An 18,368-nucleotide genomic window follows, 5' to 3' on the forward strand; every position below is an offset into this window, starting at 1 on the left:
ACCGCATAGTGTGTCCGTCGTGACTGAGCACGCCCCGCCGATCGTCCCGTCCCCGGCTCCCGGCCCCGCGGCCGACGAGGGGCTGGCGCGGCGGCTGCGCGCTCTCGCCTGCACCGCGCCGCTGCACGATCTGGACGTCCGCAAGGCCAACCTCGCGGGGGAGTACAGCACTTACGCGATGGCCGAGGTCGCACTCAGCGCCATCGACCTCGTCACCCTCCAGATGGACTTCGACACCGGCGCCGACCATGAGGACGTCGTGGCGCGGCTGCTGCCCCGCGTCGCCGCCCAGGCTCCGGGCCGTTCCGCCGCGGAGCACGAGCGCGTCGCCCGCTGGGTGCTGGAGAACCTGCTCAACGTCGGCAGCGTCGACCGCGGATTCCGCGCCGTGTACGGCACGTTCGGGCCGGAGGGCTCCTATGTGCGCCGGGACTACGACTTCAAGCTGATCGAGGAGGTCCCGGGGCCCGGCGGCAGCGTGTATCTGCGTACCACCGACGAGGCGGTCAACGTCCTGGTCGGCGCGCTCGACACCGACGTCACCAGCGCCCAGATCGCCGCCGAGGTCAAACTGGAGGTCCTCGTCAGCCGCGGGCGCCTCGCAGACGCCCAACTCGCGGCGGAGCAAGCCCGTTACCGCACGGTGCAGTATGCGGAGACGCTGCGCCGCACCCTTGAGGCCACGCGGCGCGACGTCCGCGCGGTGGACTGGTTGAGCACCGTGCCCGACATGATCACCGAGGCCCTGGAGCACGTCGCCGAGCGCTACCGCCACGAGAACGCGATCCTCACCAACATCCGCCGCGCCCGCGACGAGGCGGCGACCGAGCGGGGCCCCGACCACAAGCGCCGCGCCGCCGAGCTCGTCGACATCGTCAAGGACTGCATCCGCCGCCACACCCAGCTCCAGTCCCGGCTGCTGGCGGCCGGGCCGCTCTTCCGTGCCGAGCAGGACCGTCAGGCGTTCGCGCCGCCGGCCGCCCGCACCGGCCTCGATCTGTACGGTCAACTGCTCGCGCCGCTCCTGCCGTTGCCGCTGGAGCACGCGGGCGGGGTCACGGACGCCTTCTTCGCTCACGGGGCGGGGCTGCGCACGCCGGGTGCCACGCGCCTCGGCGATCTGACGGAGATGCTGCTGACGCCGCCCGCACCGCGCGAACACCTGGGCGCCGAGATGCCGGAGCCGGATCTGATCGCCACCCCGGACGACAGCAGGTTCAGCGAGGAGCAGCTGGAGTCCGCCATGGAGCTGCTGGCGCTCCCGGCGGACGCGCCGCGCAGGCTCTCCGGGCTGCTGGCCGACGCCAGGCGCCTCGATCCCGAACTGCCCCATCTCGTCTCGCTGCTGGCGGTGCACGCCGCGAGCCCGCCCGTGGGCACCGCCCACCGCCAGGGCGAGCGCACGCTGCTCTTCGCCGTCGACGACGGCGAAGAGCTCGACGACGAGGAGTTCGGGGGAGCGGACCTGATCGTGGGCACGGCGGTGCTCGACGAGGCGGAGGCGGCGTCCAGCCGTGACGGCCGGGAGGGGGCGGCATGAGGCGCCGGGCCACGGCGGCGGGAGCCGCGGTGACAGCGGCCGTGGGCACGCCGGTTCCGCCCCTCGCGCCGTCCACGGCCCGACGTGAACTGCCGTGTGAGGCGGGTGCGTTGACACTCGGCCACGACCCCCGTCCCCGTCCCGCCCGCATCCGACCCCGAGGCGCAGGAGTGACGCACCCGTGACCGAACACCTCGACCAGAGCGGGGACCTGGACGACGGAGCGGGCAACCCGGCCGCCTCCGGCTCCCGTCCCGGCTCACCGTCGTCACAGGCGGCGGTCACGCCCGCCGACACCGCCGACGCCGCGCGCCTCGTCTCCTTCGGGCTGCAGCCCAAGCTGCTCCCCGCCCGTGACGCCGAATACGCGGGTCTGCTGCGGCGTTACCGCGAAGAGCCCGCGTTCGCGCGCCTGGCCGACGCCGTCGCCACGGGGCTGGGCCTCGTCGTCCTGGAGGTCTCGCACCGGGCCGGAATGGCCCTCGCCGCGGGGGAGGACTCGGTCTTCGCCGTCCGGATGGGCGACTACGCGCGCCGGGCCGCCGCCGACTCCGCCGACCGCTTTCTGCACGGCCTCGCCCATCTGGCCGTCGCGGCAATGGCGTTCCCCCGTCCCGAAGACCTCGCCGACGACAGCTACATCGGCCGCATCTCGGTCAACGGCGTGGACTCCTTCGTACGGCAGGCGTGCCGGCGACTCGCGGAGCGCGCGGAGGAGGCGGGCGAGAACCACGACCCGGTCACCGACGCTCCCGGCCTCGAAGCCGCCTGGCGGGTGTACGCACGGCGCAGCGCCACCGGCGCCACCAAGGACGCCCGCAGGCTTGCCGGTTCGACGACCGGCATCATCGGCAAGGCCGTCGCCTTCCTCGTCGACTCCGGATTCCTCCAGCGCACGAGCGACGACGCGGGAGGCACCTACCGCACCACCGCCCGCTACCAGCTCCAGGTCCGCGACATGGCGGGCAGCGCCGCGATGTCCGAACTGCTGGAGCTGGGCGTCGTCCCCGTCAGCGACGGCACCGCCACGCTCCTCCCGGCCCCCGAGGGCGACGGCTCGCAGATCGCGGGCGACGCGGCCCTCCCCTTCCACTCGTGAACCGGACTTCCACGCGTGATCCGGCTCGCGTCCATGACCCTGCCGCCCCGGGCCGGGCCCGTCCCGTAGCCGTATGCCCCTGTCGAGCGGACCGCGGCATGTCCAGCGCCCGTTGCCGTCAGCCCGCGCTCCGGCCCCGGCAACCGACCGCCAACCCCACCCCGTAGACCACCGACCACCACGACCACGAGAGCCCGCCGCCATGTACGAGCTGTCCCGGATCCGCCTCTACTCCATCGGACCCGCCGGTGCGCGCTACGCCGACACCGTGCTGGATCTGCGCGGAGTCGGCGGCCCGGTGCCCAGCCCGGCGCCCGCCCAGGCCGACTTCTTCGAGGACGAGCCGGCGGGACCGCCGCGCCGTCCCGCGCCCGCCGGAGTCCTCTTCCTGGAGAACGGCGGCGGCAAGTCCGTCCTGCTGAAGCTGATCTTCTCCGTGATGCTGCCGGGCCACCGCAACACCCTCGGCGGTGCGAGCTCCGGCGTGCTGCGCAAGTTCCTGCTCGCCGACGACTGCGGGCACGTGGCCCTGGAGTGGCAGCACACCCGCACCGGCGAGACGGTCGTCGTCGGCAAGGTCAGCGAGTGGCGCGGACGCCAAGTCTCCAGCGACCCGCGGAAGTTCGCCGAGGCCTGGTACTCCTTCCGGCCCGGTCCCGGCATGACGCTCGACTCGCTGCCCGTCGCGGAGTCGGCCGCGCTGCGCCCGGCCTCCGAGGGCGGTTCCACGGCGCGCGGCAGACGGCGCACCATGAAGGGCTTCCGGGACGTCCTGACGGAGACGGGCAAGGCGTACCCGAACCTCGACGTCGCCTGGGAAGAGGTGCACGAACGCTGGACGGAGCGCCTCACCGGTCTCGGCCTCGACCCCGAACTCTTCCGCTACCAGCGGGAGATGAACGCCGACGAGGGCGAGGCCGCCGGCCTCTTCGCCGTCAAGAACGACTCGGACTTCACCGACCTGCTGCTGCGGGCCGTCACCGACACACGCGACACCGACGGCCTTGCCGACCTCGTCCACGGCTTCGCCCACAAGCTCGGCCGCCGCACCGAACTCACCGCGGAGCGCGACTTCACCGCCGGGTCCCTCGAACTGCTGCGCCGCATCGGCGAATCCGCGGAGCAGCGCGAGCGTGCCCGCGACATCCACGCCGCCGCCGAACGGCGCGCACGCACGCTGGTGCGCCGCCTCTCGGCGCGCGGCGACGCCGAACGCCGCACGAGCGCCGAGCTCGCCGAACGGGCCGCCGAGGCGGAAGAGGCCGTCACCCGAGCCGCCGCCACGCGCGAACGCTCCTCCCTCATCGCTGCCGAACTCGCCTACAGACACGCCTCGTCCGCGCTGGAGGGAGCGGAGAAGGCCGCCTCCGCGCAGCGCCGCGAACTCACCGAGGCCCGCACCCTGCACTCGGCCTGGCAGGCGGCCGAGACCGTGCTCGCGCACCGCACCGCCGCCGACCGTGCCGCACGGCTCTCCGACGCGATCCGCGAGGCCGAACGGGACGCCGCACCCGCGCTCGCCGCCCGGGCCACCGCCGCGGCCGACCTCGTACGCGCCCTGCACGCGGCGTCCGAGGAGGCCGAGCACACGGCCGCGGTGGAGGAGGAACGCTCCGCCGCCCTCCAGGCCGAGTCGGAGGCGGCGCACCGGGACGCCACCGCCGCCGCCACGGAGGCCCAGCGCGCCCGCAGCGAGACGGGCCATCTGCGCCAGCGCCTCGCGGAGGTGGAGCAGGAGACGGCGGAGGCGGTCCGCGCCGGGTGGATCGAGTCACCTGAGGAGGGCGGCGGCGAGAGCACGGCCGATCCCGCCGCTGCCGCCCTCGCCGCCGAGGACGCCGGACGGCGCGCCGCCGCGGCCTGGGAGGAGTCGTCCGAGTCCGCACGCCGCGCCGCCGAGCGGGCCCACGAGGCGAGCGCTGAGCTCTCCCGCGCCGAACTGGCCGCCGCCCGCGCCGAAGACGCGGCCGCGGCGGCGTCTGCCGCGTACGGTGCCGAACGCCGCACGGCCGAGACCCTGGGCACGGAGGAACGCCTCGCCGAACTTCTCGGCATGCCGCACACGGCCGGGCGTCCAGTGCCGGACGGCGAATCCTCCGCGCCCGCGGTGCCCTCGCCGCGCACGGCCCGCAGCGACGACGAGCAGGGGGCGCCCGCGGCCGTCCGCGCCGAAGGCCCCCTCACCGCCGAGGAGTTGGATGCCGCGGGGGAGACGCTGGCGGAGCTTCTCAACGACGCGGTCGCCCGCAGCGAACGGCAGCTGTTCGAGCTGCGCACCGCCGCGGCCGAGGACTCCCGCATGCTGGGCGCCCTCGGTGACGGCGGCCTGCTGCCGCCCGCCCCCGACGTCACCGCGACCGTGGACTTCCTCGGCGAGCACGGCATCCCCGCGCTGCCCGGCTGGCGCTATCTCGCACAAGCCGTCGACCCGGCAGACCACGCCGACGTGCTGGCGGCCCGGCCCGAGCTGGTCGACGGCGTCGTCATCACCGACCCCGCCAGCCACACCCGGGCCCAAGAGGCCCTGTCCGGCGCGGCGTTGCTGCCCCGCTCCGCGGTGGCGGTCGGCACCGCCGCGGCCCTCCTCGCGCCCGTCCCCCGCGAGGGCTCCGCGGAGCGGCGCGACGACGTCTTCCTCGTACCGCCGAACCCGGCCATGCACGACGAGCAGGCCGCCGACGAGGAGCGCAGGCAGCTGCGCGGCAGGGCGCTCGCCCGCGACGAGGAGATCCGCACCCTCGCCGCCCGCCTCTCCGCCGACCGCACCCTCTCGGCTCGGCTCGCCTCGTGGCGCACCGGCTGCCCCCCGGGGCGCCTCGCGGAGCTGGCGGCGGCGGCCGAGAGCACCCGGGACGCCGCGGAGGCGGCCCGTACACACCTCGCACAGGCGCGTACGGCGCACGAAGAGGCGGAGGAGGCGGCGGCCGACGCCGCCCGCGTTCGGGACGAACAGCAGGAACAGGCGCAGCGCTCGCGCCGCGGCGCCGACGCCCTTGCCGGCCTCGCCTCCCGTCTGCGGGAGCGCGGCGGCTGGCTGACCCGGCTCCGCGCCCTCGCAGAGGAGACCGTCGAGGCGGAAGAGCGGGCGGAGACCTGTCTGACGCGTGCACGCGCGGGCGACGAGGACAGACGGGCCGCCCAGCGTGCGGCGGACGACGCGCGCCGCACCGCCCGTGCCCTGCGCGCCGAACGCGCCCAGATCGCCGGCGTCCCCGACGACATCGACGAGACCCTCCCGGCGCCGGGCGGCACGTCGCTGCCCGCGCTGCGCGAGGCCTACCGGTCGGCCTCGCGGCTGTACGAGAAGGTCGGTGTGGGCGCGGACCTGCGTGCCGAGCAGGCGCACGCCGAGAGCGACGAATCCGCGGCACGGGCGGCCCTGGACCGGCTCACCAACAAGGTCCGCACCCGCGCCGCGCAGCTGCTGGACGGGTCCGACGGCGCGGACGGCCCCGCCCGCCAGGCCGCCGCGGCACGTGCCGAGGCGCGCGTGCAGATGCTCGAGTCCCGCGCCGCCGCCGCGAGCGAACAGCTCGGCAGGCTGCGCGGCGAGGCCGAGCGGCTGGCACCGGCCCACGGCGAGTGCCACACGGAGCTGCCGGCGGGCATGGAGCCGGGCGACGTCGAGGAGGCGCAGCGCCTGCTGCGTACGGCCAACGCCGAACTCGCCGCGCACAGCGACGAGTTGGAGGAGGCCCGGACGGCGCACGCCGCGCTTGTGCGGGCGCTCGGCAGCGCCGAGGAGGCCGCGGACGGATTCGACGAGACGGCCGCGCTCCTGCGCGACCTGCTGCGCGATCCGCAGCAGCCCGCCCCGCAGGAGGCCTCCGAGGCTCCCGAGCCCTACCCCGGCACGCTCGCCGAGGCCCGCCAGAGCGCGGCCGAGGCGCGCCGCTCCCTGCGGGGCTGCGCGGCCGACCTCTCCGGCGCCGAGCAGTCGGTGCGCGAGGCGTGCGACGTGCTCGTACGGCACGCCAACTCCACCCGGTACGAGCAGGTCCGCACCCCCGCCCGGCAGCAGATCCGCGAACTGCCCGCCGCCGCCCTGCCGGAGCACGCGTCCGCCTGGGCGGAGGCCTTCGCACCGCGGCTCCGCGTGCTCAGCGACGAGCTGGAGCAGCTGGAGCGCAACCGTGACAGCATCGTCGACCGGCTGCGCGGTCTCGTGGAGTCGTCGCTGGCGACGCTGCGTTCGGCGCAGCGCCTCTCCAGGCTGCCGGAGGGCCTGGGGGAGTGGTCGGGCCAGGAGTTCCTGCGCATCCGCTTCGACGACCCCGACCAGGCCGTGCTGTCCGAGCGGCTGGGCGAGGTCGTCGACGAGACCACCCGTACCGCCGTCGCGAAGAGCTCCGATCTGCGGCGGGACGGAATGTCCCTGCTGCTGCGGGGAGTTCACGCCGCGCTGGAGCCGCGCGGGGTCTCCGTGGAGATCCTCAAGCCGGACGCGGTGCTGCGTGCCGAGCGGGTGCCGGTCGGTCAGATGGGCGACGTCTTCTCCGGCGGCCAGCTGCTGACCGCCGCCATCGCCCTGTACTGCACGATGGCGGCGCTGCGCGGCAACGACCGCGGCCAGGAGAAGGACCGGCACGCAGGGACGCTGTTCCTCGACAACCCCATCGGGCGCGCCAACGCCACCTATCTCCTGGAGTTGCAGCGCGCGGTCGCCGACGCGCTCGGCGTCCAACTGCTCTACACCACGGGCCTGTTCGACACCACGGCCCTGGCCGAGTTCCCGCTCGTCATCCGGCTGCGCAACGACGCCGACCTGCGGGCCGGGCTGAAGTACATCAGCGTCGAGGAGCATCTGCGTCCGGGGCTGCCGGAGCAGGATCCCGAAGAGGAGGCCTCCCAGGGGGAGATCACCGCCACGCGGATGTTCCGGCGGCCGCCGGAGGACGGCGGCCACGAGCCGCGCGTTCCGGCTCAGGCGGAGGGCCCTCGCGGGGAGCTCTGACCGGCCGGCGTCACGTCGCGCCCGGGCCGCTGGGAACTCCCGCGAACGTCAACAGCCCTGCGGCCAGGCAGAGTTCACAGAATTCACACGTTGCGGCCGTCGTGCTGGGTCCGCCTCCGGGCCTTGGCCCGTGCCGTCGTCTTCGCGCCTGCCTGCCTCTTCGCCTGGGCGTGCGCCTGCCCCGACGGCCGGGATCGCTGCGACTGCGGCTGCGATTGGGGATGCGATGGGGACTGTGCCTGCGGCTGGGGCTGGGATTGCGACTGCGACCGGGATTGCGGCTGCGGGTCCGGCTTCCGCCTCGTCCGCGTGCGCGCCCGGTCCACGGCACGCTCCCGGGCCGCGCTGCTCGGCTCGGAGAGCACCCCGTGCCGCTGCCGCCACACCTGGCGCGTCACCCACACATCGAGCACCGCCCACGTCGCCACCACGGTGCTGGCCACGGTGGAGATCACCATGGGGAAGGCCAGCCACACCTGCGCGAGCGAACAGAGCACGGCGATCATCAACTGCACGAGGGTCACCGCGACGATGACGAGCGCGCGAACCGCCGCCGAACGGACCGAGTCCGGCAGTCTTGGCCTCGCGTACATGATCCTTTCACTCCCCCCTCAGAATCCCCCAAGCGTCACACGTTTCCACGTCAGTGGACTGCGCCACAATCCGCGAACGCGTCTGGGGCATCGACGGACATCTCAGGATGAGGCACCCTGGACGGCCGGTTTTCCCGCTCGGACACATCTACGACTCGGTACTGCGTCAGTAGTAGGCTCACGCCGTTTGATGTCGGAACTCGCCCCCGGGCGGACGGGGTTGACTAGGGGAGGCCATGCGCTTGCGCGGTAGGTCGATCCGCCGGAAGATCGTGGTGCTGCTGCTGGTGCCGCTGCTGTCCCTGGTGTCCATCTGGGCCTTCGCCACGTACATCACCGGCCGTCAGGCGCAGGAGCTGCTCAACGTCGTCAACACCGTGGACAAGGTGGGGGATCCGGCGGAGGACACGGCGCAGGCGCTCCAGCGGGAGCGGCGGCAGGTCATGGTCTACCTCGCCGACCCGCGCGGCTCCGAGGCCCTGACCCAGCTGAAGAAGCAGCAGCGGGACACGGACGCGCAGATAGCGAGGCTGCGTTCCAACGCCGGTGCCACCGGCCTGCGTTCGAACCTCACGGACAACGCGCACCAGCGTCTCGACGCGATGCTGGACAAGCTCGACGGGCTGCGGAAGGTCCGCAAGGCGGAGGAGAACACGCTCACCCGCGGCGGCGCCTTCCAGGCGTACAACGAACTCATCGACCCCTGCTACACGTTCCTCAGCGCGCTCGGCGGCCTCGACGACGTCGACCTCGATAAGCAGGGCCGCGCCCTCGTCGGTCTCGCACGCGCCCGCGAGTATCTCTCCCGCGAGGACGCGCTGATGGCCTCCGCGCTCGCCTCCGGGAAGATGACCAAGGGCGACCGCCGGGCCTTCTCGGACCGCGTCGCCGAGCGCAGCCTCACCTACGAGACGACCCTCTCCGAACTGCCCGCCGAGGAGCGGCAGATCTTCGAGACGTACTGGAACGGCACCGACGGCCGCACGCTGCGCAGCTACGAGGACGCCGTCATCGCTGCGGGCCCCCGCGGCACGTCCGGCGTCGTCAACTCCGAACGCTGGCAGTCGGCGACCTCGACCGTCCTCACCGACCTCGAGCGCATGAACTTCGAGGCCCGCGACCGCTACGAGCAGCGCGTGCAGCCCGACGCGACCAAGGTGATCATCCAGGCCGGAGCGGCGGCGCTGCTCGGCGCGGCCGCCGTCGTCGCCTCGCTGATCATCTCCTTCCGGGTCGGCCGCGGACTCATACGCGATCTGCGCACCCTGCGCAGGGAGGCGCAGGAGGCCGCGGGCGTACGGCTGCCCAGCGTGATGCGGCGCCTGGCCGCCGGCGAGGCCGTCGACATCGAGACCGAGGCGCCCAGGCTGGAGTACCCGCAGGACGAGGCCGGACAGGTCGGCCAGGCGGTCAACACCCTCCAGCGGGCGGCGGTCGAAGCGGCCGTGAAACAGGCGGACATGCGGCGCGGTGTCTCCGAGGTCTTCGTCAACCTGGCCCGCCGCAACCAGGTACTGCTGCACCGCCAGTTGAGCCTCCTCGACCACATGGAGCGGCGCACCGAGGACTCCGACGAACTCGCCGACCTCTTCCGCCTCGACCACCTCACGACCCGCATGCGCCGCCACGCCGAGGGTCTGGTCATCCTCTCCGGCGCCGCGCCCTCCCGGCAGTGGCGCAAGCCCGTACAGCTGATGGACGTCGTACGGGCGGCCGTCGCCGAGGTCGAGGACTACGAGCGCATCGAGGTGCGCCGCCTCGCGCGGCTCGCGGTGGACGGCGGCTCCGTCGCCGACCTCACGCACCTCATAGCCGAACTCCTGGAGAACGCAACGGTGTTCTCGCCGCCGCACACGGCGGTCCAGGTCCTCGGCGAACGCGTCGCCAACGGCTTCACCCTGGAGATCCACGACCGCGGGCTGGGCATGGCGGCCGACGCGCTGCTGGAGGCGAACCTGCGGCTCGCGGAGACGCCGGAGTTCGAGCTCTCCGACACCGACCGCCTCGGCCTCTTCGTGGTCTCCCGCCTCGCGCAGCGGCAGGGCGTGCGCGTCTCGCTCCAGCCCTCGCCGTACGGCGGCACGACGGCCGTCGTCCTCATCCCCGGCAGGATCCTCACCGAGACCTCGGGACACGACGACGACCGCGGCGACCAGGAGCGCCTGGGCAAGGGGGTCTCCGGTACGCGGCTGGACGCCCTCACCCGCGGTCCCGCCGCGCCGGCCCCGGGAGGGACGCCGCGGCAGCGTGCCGCCCTGGACGGCCCCGTCGAACTGGAGGCGCCGCTCGGAGAGTTGGAGAAGGGCCCCGGCCGCGAGACCCGCGAACCCGGCGGGACGGACGCGGACACCGAGCGGCCGGCGCCGCTGCGCAGTGCGGGAGGCCCGGTCGCGCTGGGCGGTCCCAGGCCCGGCCTGGAGCAGCATCAGCAGGCGCAGGACGAGCCAGACGGTTCCTCCCGGCCCACGTCGTCCTCGCAGGGAGAGGGCAGGAACGGGCTGGCCCCGCTGCCGCGCCGCCGCCCCCGTACTCCCGTACTGGTCGCGGACCACGGTCGCACCGTCGGGCGCCAGGAGGCGCCGGACGTCAAGGAGGCCGAGGACGCCCAGGAAGCCGAGGAGGGCGAGGAGAGCGAGGCGCGGCCGGACCGCCGGGAGCGCACGGATCGCTCCGCCGATACAGCTTCCAGCGCTACGCCCGCCACCGGACCGGCGCCGTCCGGTACGGTCAGCGGACTGCCCCGCAGGGTCCGGCAGGCGAACCTGGCACCCCAGCTCAAACAGGACTCGGGCGAAGCGGCCCCGGGGCGCGGCGATCGCGGGCCCCGCCCCGGCGATCTGGCGAACCGCGACGCGGATGAGGTACGCAGCCGGATGGCTTCGCTCCAGCGCGGCTGGCAGCGCGGCCGCCAGCACAACGCCGGCGCATCGGGGGACGAGGCGACGGACCCAGCACCAGGAACGACACCGGAGGGGGACGGTCGATGACCGCACCGAAAGGCACGGAGAGCAACGCTTCTGGGAGCGGTGAACTCAACTGGCTCCTGGACGAGTTGGTCCAGCGTGTCGGCAGCATCAGCAAGGCTCTCGTGCTCTCCGGCGACGGGCTGCCCCGCGGAGCGTCCCAGAATCTGACGCGGGAGGACGGCGAGCATCTGGCGGCGGTCGCGTCCGGATTCCACAGCCTCGCCAAGGGAGTCGGCCGCCACTTCGACGTCGGCGGCGTACGGCAGACCGTCGTCGAGCTGGAGGAGGCCTTTCTCTTCGTCACGGCCGCGGGAGACGGCAGCTGCCTGGCCGTCGTCGCCGAAGCGGACGCCGATGTGGGGCTGATCGCCTACGAGATGACCCTCCTGGTCAAGCGGGTCGGTGCGCACCTGGGCACCGCCCCCCGGTCGGGTCCGCCGAGCCGCACGGGCGGGAACTGACGGAATCCGAACGGAACTCGATGATGACGGACCGCTGGTTCGACGACGCCGCAGGGCCTGTGGTGCGGCCGTACGCCATGACGCGCGGCCGCACCCGCAGCAGCTCCGATGAGGAACGTCTCGACCTCATCGCACTGGTGATCGCGCAGAGCCGGGACGGTGAAGGTGACGCGAAGCCCGACGAGAACGTCGACGGCGACGGCGACAATCACGCGGGCGCGGCCGGTGCGGAGACCGGCGGCGGCACTCACGTCAACGCCGATGTGCTCGCGGACAACTCTCTCGCGCCGGAGCACGTCGACATCGTCGTCCAGTGCCGCCGTGCTCCGCAGTCCGTGGCCGAGCTGGCCGCCGAACTCGACCTGCCCGTCGGCGTCGTACGCGTCCTCATCGGGGACCTCATCGACGCGGACTGGGTCCGCGTCAGCCGGCCCGTCCCTCCGGCGGAACTGCCGGACGAAAGCATCCTGAGAGAGGTTATCGATGGCCTTCGGGCGCTCTAAACGAGGCGCCGGCGCCGCGTCGCCCGCCGAACCGGTGACGCTGAAGCTCCTCGTGGCGGGGGGCTTCGGCGTCGGCAAGACGACTCTCGTCGGATCCGTCAGCGAGATAAAACCCCTGCGCACCGAGGAGACGCTCACCGAGGCCGGCCGTCCGGTGGACGACACCGCGGGAGTCGAGGCGAAGTCCACGACCACCGTCGCCATGGACTTCGGCCGCATCACGATCAACGACGGCCTGGTGCTGTACCTGTTCGGCACGCCCGGCCAGGACCGGTTCTGGTTCCTGTGGGACGAGCTGGCGCAGGGCGCGCTGGGCGCGGTCGTGCTCGTGGACACCCGCCGGCTGGAGGACAGCTTCGCCGGGATCGACTACTTCGAGCGCCGCAGCATCCCCTTCACCGTCGCCGTCAACCACTTCGACGGCGCCCAGGTCTACCCGCCGGACGCGATCCGCGAGGCCCTCGACCTCGACGCCTCGGTTCCGGTGCTGGGGTGCGACGCCCGTCGCCGCGACTCCGTCCGCGACGTCCTGGTCTCCGTCGTCGAGAACGCGATGCGCCATGCCGTGGCCGCCCAGCAGAAGGAGCCCCGCCCCGCCCCGGTGCGCTGAACGCGCCGGGACGGAACGGGGCTCCGGGCGGGCTGCCGCGCGGCGGCGGCAGCCCGGCGGCGTGCGACCGGTGCTGCTCAGCCGGTCAGTCGCCGTCCTCCTGCCAGCCGAAGCTGCGCTCCACCGCCTTGTGCCAGTTGTGGAACTCCTTCTCCCGCGCCTCCGAGTCCATCTGGGGACTCCACTCCGCGTCCCGTTTCCAGTGGGTGCTCAGCTCGTCCAGGTCGGACCAGACGCCGGTCGCCAGTCCCGCCGCGTAGGCGGCGCCGAGGCACGTCGTCTCCGCGACGACGGGACGGATCACCGGCACCCCGAGCACGTCCGCCTGATGCTGCATCAGCAGGTTGTTCGCCGTCATGCCGCCGTCGACCTTGAGGCTGGTGATGTGGACGCCGGAGTCCTGGTACATGGCGTCCACGACCTCCCGCGTCTGCCAGCTGGTCGCCTCCAGCACGGCCCGCGCGAGGTGCCCCTTGGTGACGTACCGGGTCAGACCCGCGATGACGCCGCGCGCGTCCGAGCGCCAGTACGGGGCGAACAGCCCCGAGAAGGCCGGGACGATGTACGCGCCGCCGTTGTCCTCGACGCTCGCCGCCAGCGTCTCGATCTCGGCGGCCTCCTTGATGATGCCGAGCTGGTCCCGGAACCACTGGACGAGGGCTCCGGTGATGGCGATCGACCCCTCCAGGCAGTAGGTGGGCTGCTCACCGTCGAGCTGGTACGCCATCGTCGTCAGCAGGCCGCTCTTGCTCGGGACCGGACGGTGCCCGGTGTTGAGCAGCAGGAACGAACCGGTGCCATAGGTGTTCTTGGCCTCGCCGACGTCGTAGCACGTCTGGCCGAACAGCGCCGCGTGCTGGTCGCCGAGCGCCGAGGCCACCGGCACGCCGGCGACCTGCCCGTGGGCCGTTCCGTACACCTCGGACGAGGACTTGATCTCCGGCAGCACGGCCGCCGGCACGTTCATCGCGTCGAGGATCGACTGGTCCCACTGGAGGGTCTCCAGGTTCATCAGCATGGTGCGCCCCGCGTTGGTGACGTCGGTGACGTGCACGCCGCCGTCGGTCGCGCCGGTGAGGTTCCAGATCAGCCACGAGTCGATGGTGCCGAACGCGATCTCGCCGTTCTCGGCCCGCTGCCGCAGACCGGGCACGTTGTCCAGCAGCCACGCGACCTTCGGGCCGGCGAAGTAGCTCGCCAGCGGCAGGCCCGTACGGTCGCGGAAACGGTCCTGCCCGTCCGAGCCGCCCAGCTCCGTGCACAGGGCGGCGGTACGGGTGTCCTGCCAGACGATGGCGTTGTGCACCGGCTTGCCGGTCTTCCTGTCCCACAGGACGGTGGTCTCACGCTGGTTGGTGATGCCCAGCGCGCTCAGCTGGTCGGCGCGCAGACCGGCCTTGGCGATCGCCCCGGCCACCACGGCCTGCACCTTCGACCAGATCTCGGTGGCGTCGTGCTCCACCCAGCCTGGCTTGGGGAAGATCTGGCGGTGCTCGCGCTGGTCGACGGCTACGGGCGCGCCGTCCTGGTTGAAGATGATGCAGCGGCTTGACGTGGTGCCCTGGTCGATCGCTGCGACGAACTTGTCCGACATGGTCACGTCCCCTTGTCCGAACCGGAGTGCTGGAGAGAGTCCCCGGGGCCTTCGGGCCCGGGAGTCAGAAAGCGAGTTTGAAGATGCCCGCCGCTATGACGGCCCCGATGAGCGGTCCGGCGACCGGGATCCAGGAGTAACCCCAGTCCGACCCGCCCTTGTTGGGGATGGGCAGCAACGCGTGGGCTATGCGGGGGCCGAGGTCACGGGCGGGATTGATGGCGTACCCCGTCGGGCCGCCGAGTGAGAGGCCGATGCCGACGACGAGCAGCGAGACGATGAGCACCTGCGAGCCCGTCTTGGCGAGCGCCGCGGTCGCGCCGAAGGCGAGGATCGGCAGCACCAGCGCGATCGTGGCGACTATTTCCGTGGCGAGATTGGCGGCCGGGTTGCGCACCTCGGGGATGGTGGAGAAGTTGCCGAGCGTCCCCTGGGCGAACTCGGGATCGGCGTTGGCGGCGAACTGTGCGTAGTACGCCACCCACACCAGGAACGCGCCGATCACCGCGCCGATCATCTGTGAGGCTATGTAGAGCGGCACCTTGCTCCACTCGCCGCTGTCGATGGCGATGGCCACCGTCACGGCGGGGTTGATGTGCCCGCCGGAGAGCGGCAGCGCCGTGTAGGCACCGGCGAGCACGCCGAAGCCCCAGCCGAAGGCGATGACGACCCAGCCCGAAGCGGCGGCCTTGGAGAACCGGAGATTCACGGCTGCACAGACACCCGCCCCGAAGAGGATGAGGATCGCGGTTCCGATCACCTCGCCCGCGAAGATGTCCGTGTTGGAGAACTGGCTCATGACGGCTCCTTGTCCCTGTGACCGGGGAGGTCACCCCGGTGTGGTCTCGGGATGGTGCTTGATCTGGCACGGAGCCGGCGCCAGGGCAGAGGGCCGCTGATCACGGTCCGGCGCGCCACCCCGCCCGGTCTCCGTGACGAGCGTTTTGGCAGTGTTCATCGCAGCTGAGGGACCGTCAAGGGCATTGACATCATGGACGTGCCGGGCCGCGGAGGTCATCGACATCGCCGCCGTGTCGGAGTGATCGGCTCCGCATTTCCCCCGGATTCCCGGGCCGCCGCGGGACCGGTCGAGGGAGCGGAGACGGAGGGTTCACGCCGGGCACCCGGAGCCGCCGTCTCGCCCGGGCCGCCGGCACCGCCGTCCGTACCGCTGGACCGGGCCTCACGGAGAGTGCCGGAGCTGCTCTCTCGCTCACCGTGATCACACCCCGGGCGGCTCCGGCACGGCAGCCCGTACGGACGCGGAATGGGACCGCCACCCGGGACCGCTACCTGGGACCGCCACCCGGACCGTCGCCCGGAACCCCGGAGCCCTTCACCGGGTGCGCTCTCGCAGCCCGACCGTTGACACCGGCACCGGGCGGCCGGAGACTCCCGGCCAGCACCGTTTGAACGAAAGTTCGCCCGGCGAACATGGCTTACGCGCTGCGCCCGGCGGCCCGCGGTCGCCCCGTCGCGGCGGTGTGAGACCGCACGCCCGGACTGCCGCCACCTCGGGAGGACCCGCCATGACCATCCACCGCGATCTGCTCATCGGCGGGCGGGAGGTCCCCGCCGTCTCCGGCCGCACGGCCGACGACCGCAACCCGGCCACCGGCGAGGTGTACGCGACCGTGGCCGCCGGCGGGCCGGAGGACGTGCGCCGCGCGGTATCCGCCGCCGAGGCCGCGTTCCCCGACTGGGCGGCCACGGGGCCCGCCGAGCGCCGCGCCGTCTTCCTCAAGGCGGCCGACATCCTCGACTCCCGCGGTGAGGACGCCGCGACGCTCATGGCGCAGGAGGCAGGGGGAAGCCGCCCCTGGGCCCTCTTCAACGTGCAGCTCGCCTCCGGGATGCTGCGCGAGGCCGCCGCGGCGGTCACCGCGCCTCAGGGCGAGGTGCTCACACCGCAGGACGGGGGGACGCTGAGCCTCGCCGTCCGCGAACCGGTCGGCGTCGTCGCGGCGTTCGCCCCGTGGAACGCCCCGGTGATCCTCGGCACCCGCGCCGTGGCCGCGCCGCTCGCCGCGGGGAACACCGTCGTCGTCAAGCCGAGCGAGGACGCCCCGCTGGCATGCGGCTACTTCGTGGCCGACGTGCTGCGGGAGGCGGGTCTGCCCGACGGCGTGCTCAACGTCGTCAGCAACGCACCCGAGGACGCGGCCGAGGTCGCCGCGACGCTGATCGCCGAACCTGCCGTGCGTGCCGTCAACTTCACCGGCTCCACGGGCGTCGGCCGCCTCATCGGCAATCTCGCGGCGCAGCATCTCAAGCCCGCCGTCCTGGAGTTGGGCGGGAAGAACTCCGTCGTCGTCCTCGACGACGCCGACGTCGACTACGCGGTGGACGCGGCGACGTTCTCGGTCTTCATGAACGCGGGCCAGATCTGCATGTCGGGCGACCGGATACTCGTACACGACTCGGTGGCCGAGGAGTTCACCGAGAAGTTCACCGCGAAGGTCGCCTCCCTCCCGCACGGAGGACCCGACGAACCGACCACCGTCATCGGGCCGCTGGTGAGCGCTGCCTCCGCGCAGCGGGTCGCGGCGCTCGTCCAGGACGCCGTCGACAAGGGCGCCGAGGTACTGACCGGCGGCGGCGCACCGCAGAACGCCGTGCATCCGGCCACCGTGCTGCGCGGCGTCACCCCCGGCATGGAGCTGTACCACGGTGAGGCGTTCGGCCCCGTCTGCGCGATCGCGACGTTCACCGACGACGACGAGGCCGTCGAGCTGGCCAACGACACGGAGCACGGCCTCACTTGCGGAATCATCACGGAGAACGGCACGCGCGGGCTCGGCCTCGCCCGCCGCATACGCACCGGCATCGTGCACGTGAACGACCAGTCGGTGGCGGACGAGCCCCAGGTGCCGTTCGGCGGCTTCAAGGCGTCCGGCTACGGCCGGTTCGGCGGCCGCTGGGGCATCGAGGCGTTCAGCAACACCCGCTGGGTCACCCTGGCCACGCGGCACGCGCACTACCCGTTCTGAGATTCGTACGGCTCGGTACGGTCCCGGATGTCACGGCCGCGTCACCGGACGTGCACACGAGTATACGGAGCGCCTGAGCGGCGAACTTCCCCGAGGTCAGCGCCGTCCACGACGACAGGACGGCGGCACGGGACCGACGGGGGTGGCTCCGTGCCGCCGTCCGCCCCCACGGCGTACGGCGGCACGGACGGTCAACTGCCCGCTCGTCAGTGCCCGTTCAGCGCCCGGCGCCAGACGGGGAAGTCGAAGTAGGTGTCGGGGAAGGTCTCGTCCGTGAGCGTGTAGTGCCACCACTCCTCCGGGAGGTTGGTGAACCCGGCCCGCTCCATCGTCCCCTTCAGCAGCATCCGGTTCGCCCGCTGCTCGCCCTTGATCCGCGGATCGAGGGTGTGCGCGAGCGTGTCGAAGCAGTCGTAACCGGTGCCCATGTCGACGGAGTTGTCGGGGAAGCGCTCGTCCTGCGGGGCGAAGCAGGAGACCAGCGGCTCGCCCGGACGGTAGGGGCGCGTCGGCTGCGCCGGCAGCCGCACCAGCGTCAGATCGACCGTACTGCCCCTGCTGTGGCCCGACTTCTCCGCTATGTACCCGTCCTCGAAGAGGCGGTTCTTCTCCACGCGCGGATAGAACTCGTCCTTCATCCGCTCGTCGTCCAGGTCCTTGGCCCACTCCACGAAGTGGTCGACGGCCCGCTGCGGGCGGTAGCAGTCGTACACCTTCAGGGAGTAGCCCTTCTTGAGGACGGCGCGCTGGGCCGCCCTGAGCGCCTCGGCGGTGTCGCGGGTGACGATGCACATGCCCTGCCGGTAGCCGTGCACGCGGTCGCCGACGAAGTTGTGCCGCGTGCGGTAGCGGATCTCCTGGAGGACGGTGGGCGCCACGTCCCGCAGCGCGACGAACTCCCTGGGCGCGGACGGGTCTTGGGAGTCGCGCGGAGCGGAGGTGTCCGGGGCGGCGCCGGCCGCGGCCGAGGCGGCGGGCGCGGAGGGGACGAGAGCGGCCAGGGCGAGCAGCGCGGCGGGGAGGGCCGTGCGGCTGAATGATCCTCTGAAAGCTGCCAT

12 protein-coding genes are annotated in these 18,368 nt (G+C 72.9%); 8 read left to right on the forward strand and 4 right to left on the reverse strand.

Translation table 11 applies throughout. The features are described 5' to 3' along the window. Positions 1-19: 19 nt before the first annotated feature. The 3 genes from QQM67_RS11445 (at position 20) to QQM67_RS11455 (ending at position 7,593) form a co-directional block, all read left to right on the forward strand. A complete protein-coding gene (locus QQM67_RS11445) occupies positions 20-1,540 on the forward strand; it encodes a hypothetical protein (protein ID WP_314173587.1) in 1,521 nt (506 codons plus the stop codon). Between the two features lie 211 nt (positions 1,541-1,751). Then, positions 1,752-2,639 carry a hypothetical protein gene (locus QQM67_RS11450; protein ID WP_314173779.1) on the forward strand — a complete coding sequence of 296 codons (888 nt, stop codon included), beginning with the start codon at positions 1,752-1,754 and terminating at the stop codon, positions 2,637-2,639. Positions 2,640-2,841: 202 nt separating this feature from the next. After that, on the forward strand, positions 2,842-7,593 hold the full coding sequence (locus QQM67_RS11455; RefSeq protein WP_314173588.1) for a coiled-coil domain-containing protein: 4,752 nt from the start codon (positions 2,842-2,844) through the stop codon (positions 7,591-7,593). An 83-nt stretch (positions 7,594-7,676) separates the two neighbouring features. Here the strand turns inward: QQM67_RS11455 and QQM67_RS11460 are convergent, their stop codons facing one another. After that, on the reverse strand, positions 7,677-8,186 hold the full coding sequence (locus QQM67_RS11460; RefSeq protein ID WP_399066223.1) for a hypothetical protein: 510 nt from the start codon (positions 8,184-8,186) through the stop codon (positions 7,677-7,679). A gap of 236 nt (positions 8,187-8,422) precedes the next feature. On the opposite strand from QQM67_RS11460, the gene QQM67_RS11465 reads away from it, so the two are divergent. Genes QQM67_RS11465 through QQM67_RS11480 form a run of 4 tightly spaced genes read left to right on the forward strand, consistent with a single transcriptional unit; the run spans position 8,423 to position 12,726 of the window. Continuing rightward, a complete protein-coding gene (locus QQM67_RS11465; RefSeq protein ID WP_314173589.1) occupies positions 8,423-11,173 on the forward strand; it encodes a nitrate- and nitrite sensing domain-containing protein in 2,751 nt (916 codons plus the stop codon). Further along, on the forward strand, positions 11,170-11,613 hold the full coding sequence (locus tag QQM67_RS11470) for a roadblock/LC7 domain-containing protein (RefSeq protein WP_314173590.1): 444 nt from the start codon (positions 11,170-11,172) through the stop codon (positions 11,611-11,613). Before QQM67_RS11465 ends, QQM67_RS11470 begins: the two co-directional genes overlap by 4 nt. Before the next feature lie 23 nt (positions 11,614-11,636). Next, positions 11,637-12,116, forward strand: a complete 480-nt coding sequence (locus tag QQM67_RS11475; RefSeq protein ID WP_314173591.1) for a DUF742 domain-containing protein — start codon at positions 11,637-11,639, stop codon at positions 12,114-12,116. After that, complete coding sequence (locus QQM67_RS11480; protein ID WP_314173592.1) at positions 12,097-12,726, forward strand: GTP-binding protein; 630 nt, start codon at positions 12,097-12,099, stop codon at positions 12,724-12,726. Before QQM67_RS11475 ends, QQM67_RS11480 begins: the two co-directional genes overlap by 20 nt. 85 nt (positions 12,727-12,811) lie before the next feature. Here QQM67_RS11480 and glpK read toward each other — a convergent pair whose 3' ends face one another. Next, positions 12,812-14,320, reverse strand: coding sequence for a glycerol kinase GlpK (gene glpK, locus QQM67_RS11485; RefSeq protein ID WP_314173593.1), 1,509 nt, complete (start codon positions 14,318-14,320; stop codon positions 12,812-12,814). Positions 14,321-14,384: 64 nt separating this feature from the next. Next, entirely contained in the window at positions 14,385-15,119 is a 735-nt protein-coding gene (locus QQM67_RS11490) for an MIP/aquaporin family protein (protein ID WP_314173594.1), read from the reverse strand. Between the two features lie 730 nt (positions 15,120-15,849). Here QQM67_RS11490 and QQM67_RS11495 point away from each other — a divergent pair. Further along, positions 15,850-17,310, forward strand: a complete 1,461-nt coding sequence (locus QQM67_RS11495) for an aldehyde dehydrogenase family protein (protein ID WP_314173595.1) — start codon at positions 15,850-15,852, stop codon at positions 17,308-17,310. Positions 17,311-17,516: 206 nt separating this feature from the next. Here the strand turns inward: QQM67_RS11495 and QQM67_RS11500 are convergent, their stop codons facing one another. Then, entirely contained in the window at positions 17,517-18,368 is an 852-nt protein-coding gene (locus tag QQM67_RS11500; RefSeq protein ID WP_314173596.1) for a M15 family metallopeptidase, read from the reverse strand.

The sequence above is a fragment of the Streptomyces winkii genome (assembly GCF_032248595.1).
GTDB lineage: Bacteria > Actinomycetota > Actinomycetes > Streptomycetales > Streptomycetaceae > Streptomyces > Streptomyces winkii.

Excerpts from the sequence above, each read along its gene's own strand:
- QQM67_RS11455 (WP_314173588.1), top strand. The coding sequence starts at position 2,842 with ATGTACGAGCTGTCCCGGATCCGCCTCTACTCCATCGGACCCGCCGGT.
- QQM67_RS11460 (WP_399066223.1), bottom strand. The coding sequence starts at position 8,186 with ATGTACGCGAGGCCAAGACTGCCGGACTCGGTCCGTTCGGCGGCGGTT.
- QQM67_RS11465 (WP_314173589.1), top strand. The coding sequence starts at position 8,423 with ATGCGCTTGCGCGGTAGGTCGATCCGCCGGAAGATCGTGGTGCTGCTG.
- QQM67_RS11470 (WP_314173590.1), top strand. The coding sequence starts at position 11,170 with ATGACCGCACCGAAAGGCACGGAGAGCAACGCTTCTGGGAGCGGTGAA.
- QQM67_RS11475 (WP_314173591.1), top strand. The coding sequence starts at position 11,637 with ATGACGGACCGCTGGTTCGACGACGCCGCAGGGCCTGTGGTGCGGCCG.
- QQM67_RS11480 (WP_314173592.1), top strand. The coding sequence starts at position 12,097 with ATGGCCTTCGGGCGCTCTAAACGAGGCGCCGGCGCCGCGTCGCCCGCC.
- glpK (WP_314173593.1), bottom strand. The coding sequence starts at position 14,320 with ATGTCGGACAAGTTCGTCGCAGCGATCGACCAGGGCACCACGTCAAGC.
- QQM67_RS11490 (WP_314173594.1), bottom strand. The coding sequence starts at position 15,119 with ATGAGCCAGTTCTCCAACACGGACATCTTCGCGGGCGAGGTGATCGGA.
- QQM67_RS11495 (WP_314173595.1), top strand. The coding sequence starts at position 15,850 with ATGACCATCCACCGCGATCTGCTCATCGGCGGGCGGGAGGTCCCCGCC.
- QQM67_RS11500 (WP_314173596.1), bottom strand. The coding sequence starts at position 18,368 with ATGGCAGCTTTCAGAGGATCATTCAGCCGCACGGCCCTCCCCGCCGCG.